This window comes from Olsenella sp. oral taxon 807 (genome assembly GCF_001189515.2).
Classification (GTDB): domain Bacteria; phylum Actinomycetota; class Coriobacteriia; order Coriobacteriales; family Atopobiaceae; genus Olsenella_F.
The window spans coordinates 1404269-1422588 of sequence record NZ_CP012069.2 but is presented as its reverse complement, the minus strand read 5'-3'; the positions used below and the strand labels follow the sequence as shown (position 1 = coordinate 1422588).

The 18320-nt window shown below is 62.1% G+C and carries 16 protein-coding genes and 1 tRNA gene; 3 read left to right on the top strand and 14 right to left on the bottom strand.

The genetic code is table 11. The features are described from left to right. Nucleotides 1-126 precede the first annotated feature (126 nt). From ADJ70_RS06090 to ADJ70_RS06060, 8 genes are all read right to left on the bottom strand, one after another. Nucleotides 127-912, bottom strand: coding sequence for a hypothetical protein (locus ADJ70_RS06090; RefSeq protein ID WP_050344358.1), 786 nt, complete (start codon nt 910-912; stop codon nt 127-129). 21 nt (nt 913-933) lie between these two features. Then, nucleotides 934-2109: a D-alanyl-D-alanine carboxypeptidase family protein gene (locus ADJ70_RS06085; protein ID WP_050344357.1), complete on the bottom strand. Its 1176-nt coding sequence runs from the start codon at nt 2107-2109 to the stop codon at nt 934-936. Next, nucleotides 2093-2848 (bottom strand): CDP-alcohol phosphatidyltransferase family protein, encoded by a 756-nt coding sequence (locus ADJ70_RS06080; RefSeq protein ID WP_050344356.1) that lies wholly within the window; start codon nt 2846-2848, stop codon nt 2093-2095. Before ADJ70_RS06080 ends, ADJ70_RS06085 begins: the two co-directional genes overlap by 17 nt. Nucleotides 2849-3238: 390 nt before the next feature. Next, nucleotides 3239-4486, bottom strand: a complete 1248-nt coding sequence (locus ADJ70_RS06075; RefSeq protein WP_050344355.1) for a hypothetical protein — start codon at nt 4484-4486, stop codon at nt 3239-3241. An 18-nt stretch (nt 4487-4504) separates the two neighbouring features. Further along, nucleotides 4505-4651 carry a hypothetical protein gene (locus ADJ70_RS14550; RefSeq protein ID WP_157051418.1) on the bottom strand — a complete coding sequence of 49 codons (147 nt, stop codon included), beginning with the start codon at nt 4649-4651 and terminating at the stop codon, nt 4505-4507. A 66-nt stretch (nt 4652-4717) separates the two neighbouring features. Continuing rightward, nucleotides 4718-6421, bottom strand: a complete 1704-nt coding sequence (locus tag ADJ70_RS06070; RefSeq protein WP_050344354.1) for a hypothetical protein — start codon at nt 6419-6421, stop codon at nt 4718-4720. A gap of 509 nt (nt 6422-6930) precedes the next feature. Further along, nucleotides 6931-7098, bottom strand: coding sequence for a hypothetical protein (locus ADJ70_RS06065; RefSeq protein ID WP_157051417.1), 168 nt, complete (start codon nt 7096-7098; stop codon nt 6931-6933). Between the two features lie 94 nt (nt 7099-7192). Further along, nucleotides 7193-7387 (bottom strand): hypothetical protein, encoded by a 195-nt coding sequence (locus tag ADJ70_RS06060; RefSeq protein ID WP_050344821.1) that lies wholly within the window; start codon nt 7385-7387, stop codon nt 7193-7195. Between the two features lie 379 nt (nt 7388-7766). Between ADJ70_RS06060 and ADJ70_RS14035 the strand changes: the two genes are divergently transcribed. Then, nucleotides 7767-8996 (top strand): condensation domain-containing protein, encoded by a 1230-nt coding sequence (locus ADJ70_RS14035; RefSeq protein WP_083443845.1) that lies wholly within the window; start codon nt 7767-7769, stop codon nt 8994-8996. 351 nt (nt 8997-9347) lie between these two features. On the opposite strand, the gene ADJ70_RS06055 is transcribed toward ADJ70_RS14035, so the two are convergent. Both ADJ70_RS06055 and ADJ70_RS06050 read right to left on the bottom strand, forming a co-directional pair. Then, entirely contained in the window at nt 9348-9830 is a 483-nt protein-coding gene (locus tag ADJ70_RS06055) for a dCMP deaminase family protein (protein ID WP_050344819.1), read from the bottom strand. Between the two features lie 101 nt (nt 9831-9931). After that, a tRNA-Pro gene (locus ADJ70_RS06050) sits at nt 9932-10008 on the bottom strand. A gap of 465 nt (nt 10009-10473) precedes the next feature. Here ADJ70_RS06050 and ADJ70_RS06045 point away from each other — a divergent pair. Beyond that, nucleotides 10474-11952, top strand: coding sequence for a glycoside hydrolase family 32 protein (locus ADJ70_RS06045; RefSeq protein WP_050344352.1), 1479 nt, complete (start codon nt 10474-10476; stop codon nt 11950-11952). Nucleotides 11953-12079: 127 nt separating this feature from the next. On the opposite strand, the gene ADJ70_RS06040 is transcribed toward ADJ70_RS06045, so the two are convergent. After that, a complete protein-coding gene (locus ADJ70_RS06040) occupies nt 12080-12514 on the bottom strand; it encodes a hypothetical protein (protein WP_050344351.1) in 435 nt (144 codons plus the stop codon). A gap of 314 nt (nt 12515-12828) precedes the next feature. Further along, nucleotides 12829-13617 (bottom strand): DeoR/GlpR family DNA-binding transcription regulator, encoded by a 789-nt coding sequence (locus ADJ70_RS06035; RefSeq protein WP_216597321.1) that lies wholly within the window; start codon nt 13615-13617, stop codon nt 12829-12831. A gap of 551 nt (nt 13618-14168) precedes the next feature. Between ADJ70_RS06035 and ADJ70_RS06030 the strand changes: the two genes are divergently transcribed. Next, on the top strand, nt 14169-14486 hold the full coding sequence (locus tag ADJ70_RS06030; protein ID WP_050344349.1) for an MGMT family protein: 318 nt from the start codon (nt 14169-14171) through the stop codon (nt 14484-14486). Nucleotides 14487-14729: 243 nt separating this feature from the next. Here the strand turns inward: ADJ70_RS06030 and ADJ70_RS06025 are convergent, their stop codons facing one another. Together ADJ70_RS06025 and ADJ70_RS06020 are read right to left on the bottom strand one after the other, a co-directional pair. Next, nucleotides 14730-16583: an ABC transporter ATP-binding protein gene (locus ADJ70_RS06025; protein WP_050344348.1), complete on the bottom strand. Its 1854-nt coding sequence runs from the start codon at nt 16581-16583 to the stop codon at nt 14730-14732. Next, on the bottom strand, nt 16583-18319 hold the full coding sequence (locus ADJ70_RS06020) for an ABC transporter ATP-binding protein (protein WP_050344347.1): 1737 nt from the start codon (nt 18317-18319) through the stop codon (nt 16583-16585). Before ADJ70_RS06020 ends, ADJ70_RS06025 begins: the two co-directional genes overlap by 1 nt. Nucleotide 18320 lies beyond the last annotated feature (1 nt).

Here is an 18320-nt window from a genome sequence, read left to right as displayed (position 1 = left end):
ACTCATGTCGGTCGTTTTTCGTTCGGGCGAGGTGCCAAGACGATCCTGCGGCACAAAGCGCACCCCACACCCTAGAGGATATGACATTTTTGGCTCGCGAGGGGTCGCCACTCGATAAGTGCGCGATCACTCCCTGAGGCCACGGGCACCTATAAAGTCACTTCCTGTGCGCAGGACTCCTGCCGCACTGAGGCGCTCGGATTCGACCCTTATTCTGTCCGTTTTGTCCAGAAGGGAGAGAATGCTGATTCTTTTTTGAAGCCGTGATGCAAGGATCTCGCGTCCCACGGGACAGACGAGGGGGAAGGAGAGGAGGCTTCTCCAAATGACGCGTGAGTGGGAGGGAGGGACGAGGAGCACGTAGAGGGTGTCTCCCGGCAGGTCTGGCCTCATGCTGATGGTCGTGATGCGTCCGTCGAGGTCTAGGTTCACGACTTGGCCCGCTTCGGGCAGGCACTGCCCCTCGGGCACGTAGTCTGCGAGCGTGGCCGTCGCCTCGTGGCCGGCGAGCACGAAGGGAACGAGGCTGTCGCTCTCGTCTTTGAGCGTGAGTCCCTCGTAGGGACGGACGCCACCTTGCTCGATATGAGACACGAACTCAAGCCAGGAGAGGAGGAGGTCGGACCTGGGCGTGGGGTCGATGATGAGAAGCTCGTTATCTCCCGTTCGGGCGGCAAGGGGTACGGATGCGAGGAAGCCGTCACCCAAAAGCACGGCCTCAAGGGCGCAGGAGCCGACGTTGAGCGCAGGTCCCGCAAGCACCGCTGGGCCAAACGCCGCTGAGGGACTCCCCTCGCACAGGAGCAGTAGCATCCCGCTCATGTCAACGAGGGCAGCTCCCTTCTCGAATGTTGCGCGCTCGCTCGCATCGCCGACAAGCAATTCGCCGTCATGGGGCGCATCCTCAGTCATGTTGACCCTCCGATCCGTTGGCTAGCCCTTCAGCTGACTCGCGTCCACGAAAAGCGGCAGGCTGAAGATGGAGACGTTGGGTATGTCATAGAGTCTGTCCGAGGCGACGTATACCTCGTAGCAAAGGGCCCGTCCGTCCTGGCTCCAGACCGTGCTGCCACAGACTGTCCCAAGGTCTACCATGGACCCTGGATCCGCCATGGTCGTAGCGTAATGGATGTCCGCGCCAGGGTACGAGAGTCCCTTCGCGGTCCAGAGGCTGCGGATGATGATCTTTCGCCCGAAGCCGAGCGACCAGTTGGCGATCCTCACGGGCCTGCCTGCCCTCGCAAGCGTCAGGTTCTTATAGAAGTCCTCATAGGCCCAGTCCATGAGTGTTGCCGTGTCGGCAAAGCGCCCCCTGCCCGTCGTGCAGCCGAGCACGCAGCTGTAGAGCCTCAGCCCGCTCTTCACGGAGGCGCCAAGGAAGGCATAGCCGGACTCGACCGAGCCGGTCTTGATGCCGATAAGGCCTGTATAGGTTTCCATGAGATCGTCTGTCGAGTTGAAGGTCCGCTGCGCGTCACCGAGGGTGACCGTGTACGAGCGCGTGCGAACCGCCTGCGCGATGAGGGGATAGTGCTCGAGGGCGTACTTGCCCATCTTGACGAGGTCGGCTGCCGTGGAGTGGTGGTTGGGTTCCATGAGGCCATGGGTGTTGGAGAAGTGGGTGTTGGTCATGCCGATCTCGCGCGCCTTGTCGTTCATCGCATTGACAAACGCATCCTTGGAGCTCGAGACGGCGAGAGCCACGTTGTCCGCCGCATCGTTTGCGGAGAAGATGAGCATGATCATGAGGAGCTGGCGGAGGGTGAGCGTGTCTCCCGTCTTGATGCCCGCGATCTGCGCATCGCTTTGGTAGCTGATCTCCGAGAGGGTGCAGACGTCATCGAGGCGCTTGCCGGAGTCGAGCGCGACCATGGCCGTCATGACCTTTGTGATGGATGCGGGGTCCATCTGCTGGTTCTCGTTGCGGGCAAAGAGGGTGTTGCCAGCAGAGTCGATGACCTCGTAGGCCTGGGCCTCGCTTGGCTGCGGTTCACTGGCGCGCGTACGCACGGGCGCAAGGGAAAGGCCCAGCGCCAGGGCGAGCATCACCACCACAGGACCGTGTGCGAGATGCTTTCGAGCCCGCACCATCTCACGCTTCCTCATCATGCCCCTTTCTCCCAGCGGCAGGTTGCGCCGCCTGTGCCTCGTGTATGACGTTAAGGCCAGTTCTCGTATAGACGATAGCAGTTATTGCGGAGAGAAGCACGCCGATGTATACGAGGAAGATTCCCAGGGCAGCAGGATCGGCATTGAGGCCGGGAAGCCACGGCGCGTGTACGAGTCCCAGTCCTGCGACTCGCGGGACGTTAAGCAGCATATCGACGAAGCCCGTCATGAGGCAGGCGGTTGCCGCCTTGCCCACGTACACGACGTCAATGGGGCGCCTGCGCCACCGCCGCACGATGAGTGCACCTACGAAAAGGTAGGCATCACGTAGGATGACGAAGGCTGCCACCCAAGCGGGCAGCTCGCCCGTGATGATGAGTCCGAGCACACCTGTGAAGAGTAGCAGGCGGTCCATGACGGGATCCATGACCTTGCCGAGCCAGCTCACCGTCTGCGTGCGTCTCGCTATCTGTCCGTCCAAAAAGTCTGTGGTGGCTGCGATGGCATAGCAGGCAAGCGCGAGGGAACGTCCGGTGTGGCTCACGAACGTGACGAGGAAGGCGATTGTCAGCGCGAGACGACAGAAGGTGACGATGTTGGCAAGGGTGAAGATCCTGTTTGAGGGATTCTCGGATGAGCCGATGGGCGCGAGTGCGGCACCTGTCATCTGCCTGTGCATGGTGTCGGGATCGACCCCTGCCTTGACCGTTGTCCGTATGCGTGTCACAGTCTCTGACACCTTTCGTTACTCCTCCATGCCTCGGCCTTGCGGCCGTGGTGTCCTTCTGATGACCTCGCGCCCGACTCCCTGCGTGGAGTGTACCACGGCGCTATCAACCTACGGGTCTCGGGTCGTGACTCTTGGCAGCATTTCTGCGGCGCCAGCAGCCGTGGGGACGCAGGAGTGTACACAGATTGGTCGCGAGAGCAACGGGGCGCCGGTTTGGGGCATTTGTGTACACTGTTAAGTACGAGTTGCAGCGGGTGATACGAGTGACTCAACCACCCATGATGGGCGAGCCACGCATGCCAACCCGCTCGACCATGAGGTTGGGGGCCGTCCGTCGTGCAGCTCGTGGCACGCCGTCGAGCGGTCGCTGCTCACCCCTCGGCCTCCACGCTGACGCCCCTACTCCCCGAGGGCGCGGTTGCGGATGAAGTCGGCGGCGCGCCGGGCGACGCCGCGCAGGTCGCGGCGGCGGGTCTTGGCGACCCCCTCGACGAGGGCGAGATCCCCCGCGAGGCCCACCTTGCCGAGCCCCTCGACCGCCCTCTCGACCTCGTAGACGTTGCGGTTTCCCACGGGCTCGGAGGCGCGACGCCTGAGCTCGGCGCGCGCCTCGTCGCAGTCGAACGAGCCGAGAGCCGCCGTGGCGCACATGGCGAGCTGCCCCCTGCCCTCGCGCGCCATGCGCACAACCGCCGAGGGGTCCTCCCCGGCAGGGGCGGGGACGTCTTCCATCCCGTCAAGCAGGCACATGAGGACCTCGCGGTCCGTCTCCTCGGCCAGGCGCCCCAGGTAGAGGGAGACGTGGGCCTCGCTCGCGCGGCGGGGCAGGAGGTGGCCCATGAGCACGTAGGCGGCCCGGCGGTAGTCGCGCCACCGCCGGCCGGGGTGGGCCGACGCGAGACGCCCGGCTGCGGCCAGGCACGCCTCCTGCCTGAGCCCGCGCGCCTCCGCCTCTCGGTGGGCCCGCCAGCTGCGGCTGTCCTCGCTCGAGGTCCAGAGCGCCTCCTCGCCCGCCTCCGGGTCCCCCATGCGGTGGAGGAGGTCGTCCAGGCGCCCCTCGAGCGCGGGGGTGTCGGCGAGGTCGCGCCCGAGCGGCACGCCCCAGTGGCCCCACGGCCGCCAGGGCCCGGGGCCGGGGACCTGGGACAGCCTGTGGGCGAAGACGTCCACGAGCATGCCGGGGTCCGGCTCGCGGTCCCCGCCGAGGAGGGCCTCCCCCCCGTCCCCGGCCATGGAGAGGTCCCAGGCGAACCCGAGCAGCGCGGGCCTGTTGGCATCCGCGTGGCTCCTGGGGCCGGGCACGCAGCCCCAGGAGAGCCTGCCCCAGGCCGCCGACCTCACCGCCTCGCAGAGGTAGACGTTGATGTCGCGGGCCAGGGCGGCGGACTCCCCGGAGAGCCTCCCGGGGCCGCCCCCCGGGGGGCGCGCGACCTCGGAGCGCCCGAGGAACCACGACCACAGGGGCAGCAGGGACTCGCGCGAGAGGTCGAGCGGCCCCCCGCAGCCGTGCGCGAGCGCGTAGGAGCGGAGGCTCCCCACCCGCTCCCCCACCGTCGAGGCGAACCAGCGCGCGTGCTCCGCGGCCTCGCGCCTGCCCATCTCCGCGAAGGGGGCGTGGGGCCTCTCCCTCACCGACTCGTACGCCATCCCGTCCTCTCCCCTCTACTAGATGTGATCGTGTATCTTGATCTCTATCCCGCGCTTCTTTAGCAACTTTCTCAGCTCCTCCGTGGGGCCGACCTCGCCCGTGACAGGACTCGGGAAGAAGTCCCACACGGCCTTCGTCACTTCGGAAGGTCCCTTGTCAGACACCAGGAAGGCATCCCTTGCGATCCGCCTCCGGGCTCTACCGCTCGTAGGGAGGCAGCCTGGATTCCCTCACCCCACGATTTCCACGGTTTGGGGGTTGAAGGCCCACACGCAGTGCCAGAGTCTCTCGGGCAGGCAGCGGTAGGCGTCGCCCGGCAGGCCCGGGTCCGCCCCCAGCTCCTGCATGCCCGCCCGCACGCTCCACTCCAGGTCGATGCAGCCGGCCTCGTCGAGGCGGTAGAGCGAGGCCGCGTCGGTGACCTCCTCGAGCAGGCGGGGGGCGCGCCTGGCGAGGCACCCCCGGATGAGTGCGAGCTCTTCGGGGTCGGGGAAGCCTAGGTCCCTGAGCTCGGAGCGGTGAATCCCCGGGAGCGAGGGTCCCGCGAAGAGCCCCCGCGCCCTGGCGCGCGAGAGCGCCCGCGCGGGGCGGGAGCGGCAGGCGACGTGGGCCCACAGGCCATTCCCCACGCAGGCGAGGAAGCCGCGCTCGCCTCCTAGGCGGAAGTACCCCCCGTCGCGCACCATGGCGCGCACGGCCGCGACGAGTTGGTCCGCCTTGACGACCTCGCCCTCCTCGGGCGCCCGGGCGCCCGCTGGCGGCAGGGGGACGGGCGCGCGGACGGGCTCATCGGGATAGGGCTGGAGGGCGGCGCTGACGCTCCGGACGGTCAGGGCGTCCGCCCCGGCCTCGGCGGCGCACTCCCCCACCGCGCGGGCCAAGGCCTCCTCACAGGCCAGGTAGCGCCCGGGCGTCAGCTCGCCGTCGAGGAAGGTGTTCCCTATGTCATCGCAGGACGACCACCAGGCGGGCTTGTCGTCCTCGTCGTCCGGCGCCCCCCACTCGATTACAGGGTCGCGCGGCGCCAGCAGCCACGAGCCCCACGAGCCCGGCGGGCAGGCGGGCGGCGGCGGGCAGGCGGGGGGGTCGGGCAGGAAGGCCGCCTCGGCGTCCTCGTAGATGGCGATGGTCCAGAAGAGGCGCTCGAGGGGGCAGCCGACGAGGCGCCCGGCGCTCCTGAGGCGCCACGCGCCCGACGGGGCGGCCTCGAGGCGGTCGCGCACCCCCTCGCACACGCAGTGGGACAGGTCGTAGAGCCCCTGGCCGCGTAGGCGGAACAGCGACGCCCCGTCGCCCAGGAAGCCGAGCAGGTAGGGGGCGCGCTTGGCGACGAGCTCGCGTATGAGCGCGAGCTCGGCCGGGCCGGGGAAGTCGAAATCCGGCAGGCGCTCCCAGCGAAGGAACGGGGAGACGACCTCCTCGGGGAACAGCCCCGCGCCACGGGCGAGGGAGAGCGCGCCCGGCAGGTCTCGACGTGAGGTGAGCCACAGGTAGAGGTTCTCGCAGCAGTGGACGTCGAGCCCCTTGCCCTCCAGGCGCGCCCAGCCCTCTCCGCGCAGGACGGCCCTCACGGCGGCCCCGACCCGCCCGGCCGGGACCCAGGCGCCCTCCTCGGGCTCGTCGGCGGGGTCCAGGGGCGGCAGGCACGCGGGCGGAGGGGGGAGGGGGGTGAGGCTCGCGACCCTGAGGCCCGCGACGCCGGACTCCCGCACGGCCTCCTCGACGACGGCCACGTAGGCGTCCTCGCAGGCCAGGTAGCGCCCGGGCGTCAGCACACCGTCGCGGAAGGTGCCCCCTATGTCGTCGCTGCACGTCCACTCGTCGCTCGGGTAGGCGCCCCGCCAGTCCCTCCGCGCGGGGTCGTACCTCGTCACGCGCCAGGAGACCCAGCGGCTCCAGCCCTCCCAGCGCCCGTCCCACCGATCCGTCGTCACTGCCCGATCCTCCTCATCCGCTCGCCATGGGCGCCCGTCCTGGTGGACCTGCCGGGGATGTCCTCGACGGTCCGGGCGCCCTTCCATGCCCCCCAGTGTGGCTTCACTTATCTCTCGTGACGCGCCTCGGGTAGGGCCCGTTCCCCTCCTCCCGAGCACCGCGCTATGATGAGAGCTCTCACTTATCTTCCTGTAATTGACTTTATCATTTTTTTCATAAGTTCCTCAAGGGATTTCCATGCCTCACCATCCCTCTTGAAGACAGGACCGCTGCTCCTCGCCGCCCCCCTCGCCTTCCGAGCCCCTTCCAAACTTCGCCACCCCCGCCACGTCGTCCCCGTGCGAGGCGAACTTGCTCACCCCGGTGGCGACCTTGGAGCCCTGGAAGGCGTCTCCGATCCCGGGCAGGGCGGACCAGAGGGATTGGCCGGCACCGAGCCAGTCGCCCTCCCAGGCGCAGGGGCCGGCGGCACGGTGCTACGCCGGGCACGGCAGCGTGTCTGGGGGGGTCAGGCTTCTCCCGGGCCCTCTGGTACCCGGGTGCGCCGGTGTCCCCTGCTATCCTCCAGCTCCCTCGCGAACTCGCGCATCTCGACCACGAGTGTGCGCCCCTTGCACGCCAGCACGGTCCTCGCCAGCATGTCGGCCGGCATCTCACGCCTTCGCGCGAGGGCCATCGGCGACACCCCGCGTCGGGCTGCGAACCCCACGCTCCCGACCAGGGCCACGTCGTCTCCGATGCGTGCTGCGGCGCTCGCAGTGCACCCCCGCTCAGTCCCAGACCAACCTCGGCCTCTTCTTCGCCCACGCGGCTCTCAGATACGGCACCTGCTCGGGCTCGACGCGTCCTATATTTAGTACGGTGCGCTGCACCACCTTCCCGCCGACGCGCTTGTTCTCCACGACGGACGCGTAGAGCATCTCGCTGCCGTCGGCGGCCCTCTTTCGCTGTACCCTGACGAACAACTTCCCACCCACCATTTGATAGTGCTCTTATCTTAGAACTTCCCACTACATTCTAACACATATGGGACATGGGACGGGCAGGCCGAGCGACTATCTCCCACTACCGGGAAGAGAAAGGCCCCAATGGAGCCCCACTGGGCCCACCAGGCTCCCAACCGCGTGAGTACCGCCCACTTGGGTTAATGACATTGTGGTTGAGCTCTATCCTCGCGAGGAGGGGCACTCTCTTCCCCACTGGCGCGTCGGCGTTGGCGTTCGTGTAGTACACGATGTGGCGACAATCAGTTCACATCACACAGAGACGGGAATGTATGTATACTATGAAATTATGAATATAGTATATTTATAGTGAAGATCATTTAAAGGATATAAGTGCTTTATGAAATTATATGGACAACCGTTTGATTTAATGCAGTATATTTATGGATATTCTCAGAAACCTATCATCAGAGCATGTATTCGCTTTAATGGAAAATTGAAAAGTGAAAGCTTAAAAAGAGCAGTAAAAGTGTTGAGTTCAATTTATCCAATTTTACGATGTAAATATGAGATAAAAAAGGGAATCTGGAATGAAGATAGTATCTCGTATGAAAATCTGTTGACAACTATAAGCGCTAAAAGTGATTTTTCAATTTTTGAGAACGATTCATTACTGTCATCGCTTGAAATCGGAATTGATAGACCACTGAAAATCTATTGGATATGTGGCAAAAAGAGTGACTCTCTTTGTATAATTGCAAGTCATTTACTTTGTGATGGGAGAGGATTTGAGCAGCTGCTATATCTTCTGGCTGAATTATACTCTGGTAAGGAGATAGAAACACAGATAAATACGAATAGAAGTTTTGCTCAGATAACCAGTAGATTTACCATGATGCAAAAGATAAAAATTTTATGCTCAAAGACGCGGGCAGAAAGTATGGATGCGAAACTGCATTTACCGCTTAATGAAGGTGGCCGAAAACCTAGGCTTATAACAAAACAAATCAATTTGTCTAAACTAGAACAATATCGTTCTTGCGTAGAAGGGTATAGACCCAACATAAATGATATTTTGTTAGCAGCATATATGCTGACATTACACAATATGTTCCGGTGGAACGACATTACCATTCCCTGCCCGGTCGATCTTCGCAGGTTCAACATAAACGCAAATAACTCCGTCTGTAATCTGACGGGAAATTATTATTGCCATGTTCGATTTAGTGACAATAGCACTTTTGAAAAGGTCTGCAATAGCATTTCTGCGCAGATGTGCGTACAGAAAAACAGTAGTCTGTGTCTCAAGGAACCGATTTTGCTACATATTCTATACCGTATGCTTCCTTTCTCGATCTTGAAAGAGGTGCTCTCCAATAAAATCTCCGTTCCTATGACCTCATATACAAATTTAGGGAAAATAGACGAAGCACGCCTTACGTTTCAGGAAGCCGCTGTTTCGGACGCTTTTATTGTTACCGCAGCTAAATTGGTGCCGTATTTCCAATTAGCTGTATCTACTTACAAGAGTAGGTGTACCCTTTCAGCGTGTACATATGCAAGTGGAAAAAGTTATGATTTAATTTGTTCTGTTATGAATAATATTTGCAATCTAATCGAAATCTTATGATCTGTAACACTTGAATGTCAGGTTGGCGCATTGCCCTGCCATTCGAGCAGAGACAGGTACGTGGGGTCGATGTTGAGCTTCCTGCGGAGTGTTAGCGCGGCCCTCCTCTACGTGAGGGAGGCAAGCGGGGCCCGCGCGGGCCCTAGGCCACCGAGCTGACATTCTCTCGCCCTCATGCGTGGCTCCCTTCTTCGCCCGCAGGGGTGGGGCCGCCCGCGACGGGGCCGCAGGGGAACCTCTTTTTTCACGGCCCTATCAGATTGAGAATGGGGGTGGGCAGGCCGCTGGGCGATCGGTGCCGTCGCCGCTCGCGCGGCGGGGGTCACAGGTGTTTTTGCCTTTTTAGCGTTTCTAGTTGAGTGCGTCGCCTGGGAGCATGACCTGACGATAGCACACGCCGCAGCTGTCCAGCACGGTGCGCGAGATCATTGCCCCGAGACTGCCGTGGTACTTGTCATCCAGGTAGACGACCTCGCCGATACCTGCCTGTACGAGCATCTTGGAACATTCTTGGCAGGGGAAGAGGGTCACGTAGACCGTCGCCCTGTGCATGTCCTTGAGCGATCCCCGGTAGTTGAGGATGGCATTGGCCTCCGCGTGGATGACGTAGTTGTGCTTGTCGTGCAGAGGGTCCTCCGAGCTCTCCCAGGGAAACTCGTCGTCGGTGATGCCGGCGGGCGTGCCGTTGTAGCCTACCGAGAGGATGCGCTGATGGATGTCGGCGATGCAGGCCCCGACCTGCGTGTTGGGGTCCTTGCTTCGGAGGCTCGCCGCAATGGCGACACGCATGAAGAACTCGTCCCACGAGATGACGTCCGAGCGCTTGCCGGGCATGAGGGATCCCTCCTCGAGGTTTGGTGTCAGGAGAAGGGTCGCATCGTTTGACACAAAAGTAAAAGGCCAGACGGCCTCTGCTCGCCTGGCCTGTCCATCCATGGTCGGGTGGACTGGATTCGAACCAGCGACCCCTTGACCCCCAGTCAAGTGCGCTACCAAACTGCGCCACCACCCGTTGTTTGCTCACCTTCTCGATGCGCAGATACTCAATCTATCACTCATCGCTTCCCTGGGCAAGTGACTTTTTGTTGCCATGCCCCATACATCAGGCAAGGTGCACAGACGGGTACGGGAGCTTCGAAGCCTCCCTCCTTTGATGGGGATTGTCCGACTGGCCGACCAGCCAAAGAGGCCTCTTGAAAGAGGTTGTCGTCGACCAGGGGGTTGCCATCGGCCAAAGAAGACGACGCAGCCGACCTTTACGAGACCTACGAGATCGGTGGGCGCCGCGCCCCCTCCTTCGTTCCTCGTGGATTCCGCTTGCCGAAAAACGTGGCCGTCTGTGGGGCGGGCAGTGATGTGGAATCGTTCTCACATCAGCTTGGGCTAGGCTAGGAACATCGAAAAGTTGCCGACGTCACAAATGTCACAGGCATCATACGCGACGCGGCGCTGCGCCTACGATGGGGGGAGTCCAACAATGAGCAACGAGTCCTGGCGTCCCAAACTGCATCTTGCGGCCTACAACGGGTCTGTGAGCGATCCCAACGGCCTCAACCAGTTTAGGGGCACGTACCACTTCTTCAGCCAGTACGCGCCCACCTATCCGCCCCATGCCGACAGCCCCCATGGCTGGGGGCATTTCGTGAGCAGGGATCTCGTCAACTGGGCCTTCCTCGGCTGCCACATCATGCCGGACTGCGAGAGCGATCGCGACGGCTCCTACTCGGGCGGGGCTTACGTCGCTGACGACGAGCTGTGGCTCTACTACACCGGAAACGTTCGTGACGGGGTGGGTGACGGCACCTATTCGGGGCGCCTCGCCAACCAGACGCTCATCAAGTCCTACAACGGCATCAACCTCGGTCCCAAGACCGTCGTGATGAGAAATGACGCCTATCCGTCCTACTGCTCCTGTCATGTTCGCGACCCCAAGGTGTGGAAGCAGAATGGGAGGCTCCATATGCTGCTCGGGGCCCGCACGCGCAAGGACAGTCGTGGGTCCATCCTCTGCTACGACTCTGATGACGGCCTCAGCTGGACCATGTCGGGGTCTGCCACGAATCTGGAGGACAAGCCCTTCGGCTACATGTGGGAGTGTCCCGATCGCATCGTCCTGGGTGGGCGCGAGTTCCTTGGGACCTGCCCCCAGGGCATGGCCAGATCAGGGGATCCCGACGATCCTGAGAGGCTTACCTGCCAGAACGTCCATGCCGCAGGCTACTTCCCCGTGAAGGGCACGATCCTCGATCTCATGGGGCAGGACCGGGGTCTCATGGGCGCCGAGGCACCACACCCCTCCGTCGACTCCTCCACCTTCCGTGACTGGGACTATGGCTTTGACTACTACGCCTGCCAGACCCTCGTGGACGAGAAGGGGCGTACCCTGCTCATCGGCTGGATGAGCCTCCCGCACGACGAGGATGACGTGCGCCCCTATGATAACCCCACCAACAGCTGGAAGGGCTGTCTTACGGTGCCGCGCGAGCTCACGCTTGACGAGGGGAGTGGCCTCATCCTGCAGAGTCCGGTAGCCGAGTTCGATGCCCTGCGCAAGGAGGCACATGAGCTCAAGAAGACCGCGACCGGCTATTCCGTCACACTCAATCCCAAGATGGCCGACGTCGTTGTGGATGGTATAGCAGGCGAGCTACATGTCAGCTTTGGTGACTTTGCCACCCTTGACGTCGCAGGCGGTCTCGCCACCCTGAGCTTTACCGATGATGAGGTGGGCCAGGGGCGCAAGGTGCGTCGTGCCAAGGTCGAGGCCGTGCGCGACCTGCGCATCATCGTTGACACCTCAGTCCTCGAGATCTACCTCAATGGTGGCGAGACGGTCCTCTCGACACGCTACTTCCAGGAGGCAGATGCCCTTGAGCTTCAGGTAGACTGTGCGGCGGGCTCTGCGCTCGCATACGAGATGGACACCTTGAGTATCGACTATCTTGTGGATCGCTGATGCGTGGGGTATGACTCCCTGGTCCTGTGCCATTCGGTGCCACCGAGTGGCACAGGCATCGCGCATGCGGGGCCTCACCGAGTGGCACGCCGTGTAAGTGTCTGGCACGCCGTGTGGGCGTCTTCGCTCAGGCTGTTGTGGGCCTCTCCCTGCATGCGTCTTCAAACTGCCCTATCGCACGCAGAACGGGAGGAAAGCAGCTCTGGTCTGTCTCCATCTCGAACAGAAGCTCGTTTGTCAGCTCCGAGCGCTCACGATAGGCACCGCTGACCACGGCGTGACCGTTGCGAGTCATACTCACACTAAACTGAAGCTCATCCTCCCAGAGCATGCTGTACGTTGCCTTGCCTTCCAGCAGGTCATAGCATAACTGCAGCTGGTCTTTGAACCTGCGCAGCGCTCCCATGTCAGAGATGATGCGCTCGCGGCGAACAGAACAGTTGCCTATGTCTATCCCCAATGTGCAGGTGATGCAGCATTCGTCCTCACTATCGCCCAAGACCTCCAGCAGGCTCATCTCTATTCGCTCGTTGGCGTCGCGACCATTCAGACGCAGTCTCATGTCGATTCCTTTCAGCCTTAACTATACCAAGGTAGCCCGATCTCGCTTATGGGGTAGTGCGTGCGGTACTCTATCAAAGCCTAGTCCTCGTTCCAGAGCGTACCAGACCGGTGCGCTCACGTGTACTTGAGTGAGGTTTACCGGGTGTGTGACGTGCCGCACCCACCTTTGGAAGGTACGGCACAAATCAGCCTGACCTGCTGCAGTGCCCGCAGGGGTCCAGAGGTCGCCTGGACCCACACTGCGTGATGTCCCTGAACGTGCAACCCCGTACGTTTACCGCCGAGTGAACAGCGCACGTTGTGCCGCCGCTCCTAGGAAGGCGGCACGACATCGATCAGCGCTACGTTTTTGGGAAGCACCTTCCTCTCCCCCACGTTCAGCTCGCGCTCGAAGATCATAAGGCTGAAGTCTGCGTAGTTCGCGAAGGTGTAAAGACCCGTATTGCCCAGCTTGGACGTGTCGGCGAGTAGGACGGTTCGTTTTGCCCGCCGCGCCACCATTCTCTTGAACTCGACCTCTTGGTAGGAGCGAATGGTTGGGCCCTCGGGCGAGAAGCCATCGCAACCAAGAAATGCGACGTCGACGTTGACGCTCTCCATGGATCGCAGGGCCCAAGACCCCACGCATGAGTTGCTCTTCGTGTGATAGAGCCCTCCCGTTACGAGGATCTTGCTGCCCGAGCGCGCGAGTGCTTGGCAGACGTCGATCGAATTCGTGATGACGGTGAGGTCGGAGCGCAGGGCAAGGAGCGACGCGAGGCAGAGCACGGTGGTGCTCGTGTCGAGGAACACGGCCGCATCTTGTGGGGTAAGGCGGGCGGCGCGCTCGGCGATGGCGGTCTTTTCCGCGAGGTGAAGTGACTCCCCCTTCTCGGAGTAGTCGCGCTCGGGCATCGGCGTCGCAAGTGTCACGAAGCCATGACGCTTGGAGATGACGTTTCTCTCTTCCAGCGTCACAAGGTCCTTGCGGATGGTCTCGGTGGTCACGCCAAGCAGCTCGGAGAGTCCTGTCACTGTCGCCTTGCCGTGGGCCATGACCTCGTGGAGGATCCGTTCCCTGCGATCGTCTCCGGATGCGCTCATCACCATGGCCTCTCTCATCGATGCGCTGCTCGCTTGCCAGGGAGCGCGTCTCTATATGCCCTCTCCCAGTATAGGTACATTGGGTACTTTGTTTTGACATCAAAAACAAAGAAATTTATTTGTAAACATGGGCTATACAAAATCAAAGTATGTTTACTTGAAATAAAAGAGAAAACCAATTAATTGTGTTTGATATACTGTAGAAAAAAAGGCAGTTAAGATACTCCCCTACCTCCAGCAGCGCATCTAGAAAGAAAGCCGCATGCCCGCATGCTATGACTCCCGTATGTCATTCTCATCCTCACGCTGATCTCGTGCAGCTAGGGCCACCATGCATGTTATATGCTCAGACGATAACGCTTAACCCACACGGCCTACAGCCCCAAGAACCCGTATGGGCGCAGGGAAACGTGGGCGGCTTAGTGCCCGCCAGCCTGCGGGGCACTTACTCAACGGTATTTGCCCAGTTGGCGAGAAAAACATGGTACCCGAGAATCTGGCGGGCGGGTCACCGTGGACGGGGAGCTTGGGCGGACGCGGGCAATGGGGAGCGGACGGAGTGGTGTGCGATGGAGCGGGAAGGCTTCTTTGAGCGTACGTACGAGTTGGTGCGGCAGATTCCCAGGGGTCGCGTCGCCAGCTACGGGCAGATTGCGGCGATGCTGGGCCAGCCACGCAAGGCACGCTTCGTCGGCTTTGCCATGCACGCAAGTCCTGGGCAGGCTGCGGGCGTCCCCTGCCATCGCGTCGTCTTCAAGGATGGGTCACTCGCTGCGGGCTACGCCTTTGGCGGACCTTCCGTCCAGCGTCAGCTGCTCGAGGAAGAAGGCGTCGTCTTTCTTCCTGACGGACGTGTTGACATGAGCACCTGCCGATGGGAAGCGTGATGAACTTCAGCTTGCGATCCTGCCCGCAGGCGTGATGTGAGTGATTCACTCACATCGTTGTCACGAAGTGAGTGATTTTTCCCACGGAATCCGATGCTGTTATAACAGGTAAACATACATATGCGCAGCTCAGACGCTTACTGAATAAAGTCTCGATGTGAGTGATTCACTCACTTCAGGTTTGTGATGTGAGTGAATCACTCACATCGTGCGCCGGTGCCGGTGCCGCTGGCGCAGGCAGGCTCAGCGCTCGAACTGGCTGCGGTAGAGCTCGGCATAGAGTCCGCCTGACGCCAAAAGATCGTCGTGGGTGCCTGTCTCCATGACGCGGCCGTCTTGCATTACGACGATGCAGTCCGCGTTGCGTATCGTCGAGAGCCTGTGCGCCACTACCAGCGAGGTCCTGCCCTCCATCATCCTGTCGAAGGCGTCCTGAACCTGCAGTTCCGTGCGCGTGTCGATGGAGCTCGTCGCCTCGTCGAGCAAGAGCACCGCTGGGTCCTGTAGCATCACGCGTGCGATGCAGAGGAGCTGGCGCTGCCCTGCCGAGAGGAGCCCCGCCCCCTCTCCGACGACGGTATCGTAGCCCTCTGGCAGCTGCTCTATGAACTTGTGCGCGTGCGCCCGCGTGGCGGCTGCGATGACGTCATCGTCCGTGGCGGTGGGGACGCCGTAGCGGATGTTGTCGCGCACGCTTCCCCTAAAGAGCCAGGTCTCCTGTAGGACCATGCCAAAGGACGAGCGGAGCGACCTGCGCGTGAGCTCGCGCAGGTCCACGCCGTCGAGGAGAATCCTTCCCTTGTCCACATCGTAGAACCTGAGCAGCAGATTGATGAGGGTCGTCTTGCCGCAGCCCGTGGGTCCGACGAGGGCGAAGCGCCTGCCCGGGGCGACGTGCAGGTCGATGTCTTTGAGGAGCTCCTGGTCCTTGTCGTAGGAGAACCACACATGCTCGACGTCGAGCCGTCCCTGCGGCTCCACAAGATTGAGCGCCCGGGGTGCGTCAGGGGTCTCCTCGGTTGCGTCGAGCAGTGCGAAGAGCCTGCGCGTCGAGGCGAATGCCGCTTGGACCTGCGTCACTACGGAGGAGATCTCGTTGAAGGGCCTCATGTACTGGTTCGTGTATGAGAGGAAACTCTGCACCTGCCCCACCGTCAGCACGCTGGGCCAGCCACCGATCACGCAGACGCAGCCCACGATGGCGACGGCCGCGTAGGTGAGGTTGTTGACGACGCGCGTGGAGGGGTTCGTGAGCGAGCTGACGAACTGCGCCCTCTCCCCTGCGACATAGAGGCGTCTGTTGATCTGGGCGAAAGTGGCGCTCACCTCAGCGCCTTGGGCAAATGCCGACACGAGCGCCTGGTTGCCCATCATCTCCTCGGTGTAGCCACCAAGCTCGCCCTGGATCTCCTGCTGTGCGCGGAAGCTCGAGGCAGAGTGTCGTGCGATCCAGCTCGCGGCCAGTACGGAGAGCGGTGTCAGCACGAGCACCACGAGCGCCACGGGGACCGAGAGCGCACACATGTAGCCGATCGTGACCAGAATGGTCATGACGCCGCCGAAGAGCTGGGTGAACCCCTGGAGGAGCCCCTGCCCCACCGCGTCGACGTCGTTGATCACGCGGCTCAGGAGGTCACCGTGGGAGTGGGAGTCGATAAACGACAGGGAGAGCACGTTGAACTTGGCATAGGCCTCGTCGCGCAGGTCGCGTGACGTCTCATAGGCGAGTCGATTCGTGCAGTATAGGGAGATCCACTGTGTGAGGGCGGCACCGACGACGGTGACGGCGAGCCATCGCAGCGTCAAAAGCAACTCCGAGAAGTCCACCTGTCCCACAGCGAGAATGTGATCGATGGCCTGTCCGATGAGGATGGGTACGTAGAGTTGGAGGACGACCGAGATGGCCGCCGTGACAAACGACAGGGCGAGCGAGACCCAGTGCGGCCGGGCATAGCCCATGAGTCGCCTTATCAGCTGCCAGGTTGAGAGGTCGCTTGGCTCGAGGACCTGATCGTGTGCAAACCCCTTGTCGTCATCGCCTCGTATTGACGTGAGGGCGGTCGATGCGCTCGTCGCGCCGGAGTAAGGGTTGGCCATCAGGCGGCCACCTCCTCGGCCGAGAGCTGCGAGAGACAGATCTCGCGATAGATCTCGCTGGCCTCAAGCAGCTCCCTGTGGGTGCCAAGGCCGACCACCCTGCCGTGGTCGAGCACCAGGATCCTGTCGGACTGCATGACTGCCGAGACGCGCTGGGACACGATGACGGCACTCGTCTTTCCCCCAAGCTCGCGAAGCGCCCTGCGCAGACGCGCGTCCGTCTTGAAGTCGAGGGCTGACGCCGAGTCATCGAGGACCACGAGGCGAGGTGAGCCGACGAGCGCACGGGCGATCGTGAGGCGCTGGCGTTGGCCGCCCGAGAAGTTCTTGCCCCCTGCCTCTACGGCCCCATCGAGGCCGAGCGGCTTCTCGCGGACGAAGTCTGCGGCCTGCGCGCGCTCGAGCGCACGCCAGAGCTCGTCGTCATCGGCGTCGGGCCTTCTCCAGAGAAGGTTGGATCGGATGGTGCCCGAGACGAGAGACGCCTTCTGTGGCACGATCGAGACGAGCGAGCGTAGCTGTGCGATCGGGTAGTCACGCACGTCATGCCCAAGCACCTCGATCGTCCCTGCGCTCACATCGTAGAGGCGCACAAGTAGGCTCACGAGGGTCGACTTGCCTGATCCGGTGCCGCCGATGACGCCGAGGGTCTCGCCCTGGCCAAGCGTGAGCGTCACGTCGCCCACGGAGGGGAGCTGCGCTCCCGCGTACGAGAAGCTCACGTGGTCGAGTGCCAGTGCGCTCGCGCAGGGATCGACCGCGAGCGGCTCACCAGCCGTGTCGCGAACGGACGGCTCCGTGTCGAGCACCTCCATGACGCGCTGGGCCGATGCTGACCCGCGGTTGAAGAGCACGACGAGGTTTGCCACATAGACGATGGCCACGAGCGTCTGGCTCATGTAGTTCACGAAGGCCATGACCTGACCCTGGCGCAGGTCTCCCACGCTCACCTGCACGGCACCTGTCCAAAGTATGGCGACCACGCCGAGGTTCATGACGAGGAGGGTCGCGGGGTTGAGCAGTGCCGACAGGCGTCCGACGGCGACGGCGACGTCGGTCTGTTCTTTTGAGGCGGCGTCGAAGCGCTTGGTCTCGCTTCCCTCCCTGCCAAAGGCGCGGATCACGCGTACGCCCGAGAGTGCCTCACGCGTGATGCGAAAGACCAGGTCAAGCTTCTCCTGCATCAGGCGAAAGAAGGGTACGGAGCGTGACATCACGAACCAGAAGACGAGCGTGATGACAGGTACGCAGAGGAGGAAGACCAAACCCAGCTTGAGGTCGATGAGAAGTGCCGCCACGATTGAGCCGATGCCCAGGATGGGAAAGCGCATGAGCTGCCTAATTCCCATGGCCACGGCCAGCTGCACCTGGTTCACGTCGTTGATGGTGCGCGTCACGAGGGAATCTGCGCCAAAGCGGTCCATCTCGGCGGCGGAGAGGCTCATGGTCCTCCTCATGAGGTCGTCGCGCAGATCGGTGCCGACGCCCTGGGCGACGAGCGCGGCCATCTTCTGGCATATGAGTGTGAAGCCATAGCCGACGAGTGCGAAGCACACGAGTAGCGCGCCATAGCGAAGGACCGCACCGACATCGCGATTGTGGACGCCCTCGTCTATCATGCGGGCTATGACGAGCGGTGTGATCAGGTCGAAGATGACCTCCACGACCTTGGACAGGGCGCCTATGATGGTCTTGCCCCTATAGGGGCCAAGGTATTTTCTCAGGAGCTCGAACATG

Coding starts and splice junctions, on each gene's coding strand:
- ADJ70_RS06090 (WP_050344358.1), bottom strand. CDS start 912: ATGACTGAGGATGCGCCCCATGACGGCGAATTGCTTGTCGGCGATGCG.
- ADJ70_RS06085 (WP_050344357.1), bottom strand. CDS start 2,109: ATGATGAGGAAGCGTGAGATGGTGCGGGCTCGAAAGCATCTCGCACAC.
- ADJ70_RS06075 (WP_050344355.1), bottom strand. CDS start 4,486: ATGGCGTACGAGTCGGTGAGGGAGAGGCCCCACGCCCCCTTCGCGGAG.
- ADJ70_RS06065 (WP_157051417.1), bottom strand. CDS start 7,098: ATGGCCCTCGCGCGAAGGCGTGAGATGCCGGCCGACATGCTGGCGAGG.
- ADJ70_RS14035 (WP_083443845.1), top strand. CDS start 7,767: ATGAAATTATATGGACAACCGTTTGATTTAATGCAGTATATTTATGGA.
- ADJ70_RS06055 (WP_050344819.1), bottom strand. CDS start 9,830: ATGCCCGGCAAGCGCTCGGACGTCATCTCGTGGGACGAGTTCTTCATG.
- ADJ70_RS06045 (WP_050344352.1), top strand. CDS start 10,474: ATGAGCAACGAGTCCTGGCGTCCCAAACTGCATCTTGCGGCCTACAAC.
- ADJ70_RS06040 (WP_050344351.1), bottom strand. CDS start 12,514: ATGAGACTGCGTCTGAATGGTCGCGACGCCAACGAGCGAATAGAGATG.
- ADJ70_RS06035 (WP_216597321.1), bottom strand. CDS start 13,617: ATGAGAGAGGCCATGGTGATGAGCGCATCCGGAGACGATCGCAGGGAA.
- ADJ70_RS06030 (WP_050344349.1), top strand. CDS start 14,169: ATGGAGCGGGAAGGCTTCTTTGAGCGTACGTACGAGTTGGTGCGGCAG.
- ADJ70_RS06025 (WP_050344348.1), bottom strand. CDS start 16,583: ATGGCCAACCCTTACTCCGGCGCGACGAGCGCATCGACCGCCCTCACG.
- ADJ70_RS06020 (WP_050344347.1), bottom strand. CDS start 18,319: ATGTTCGAGCTCCTGAGAAAATACCTTGGCCCCTATAGGGGCAAGACC.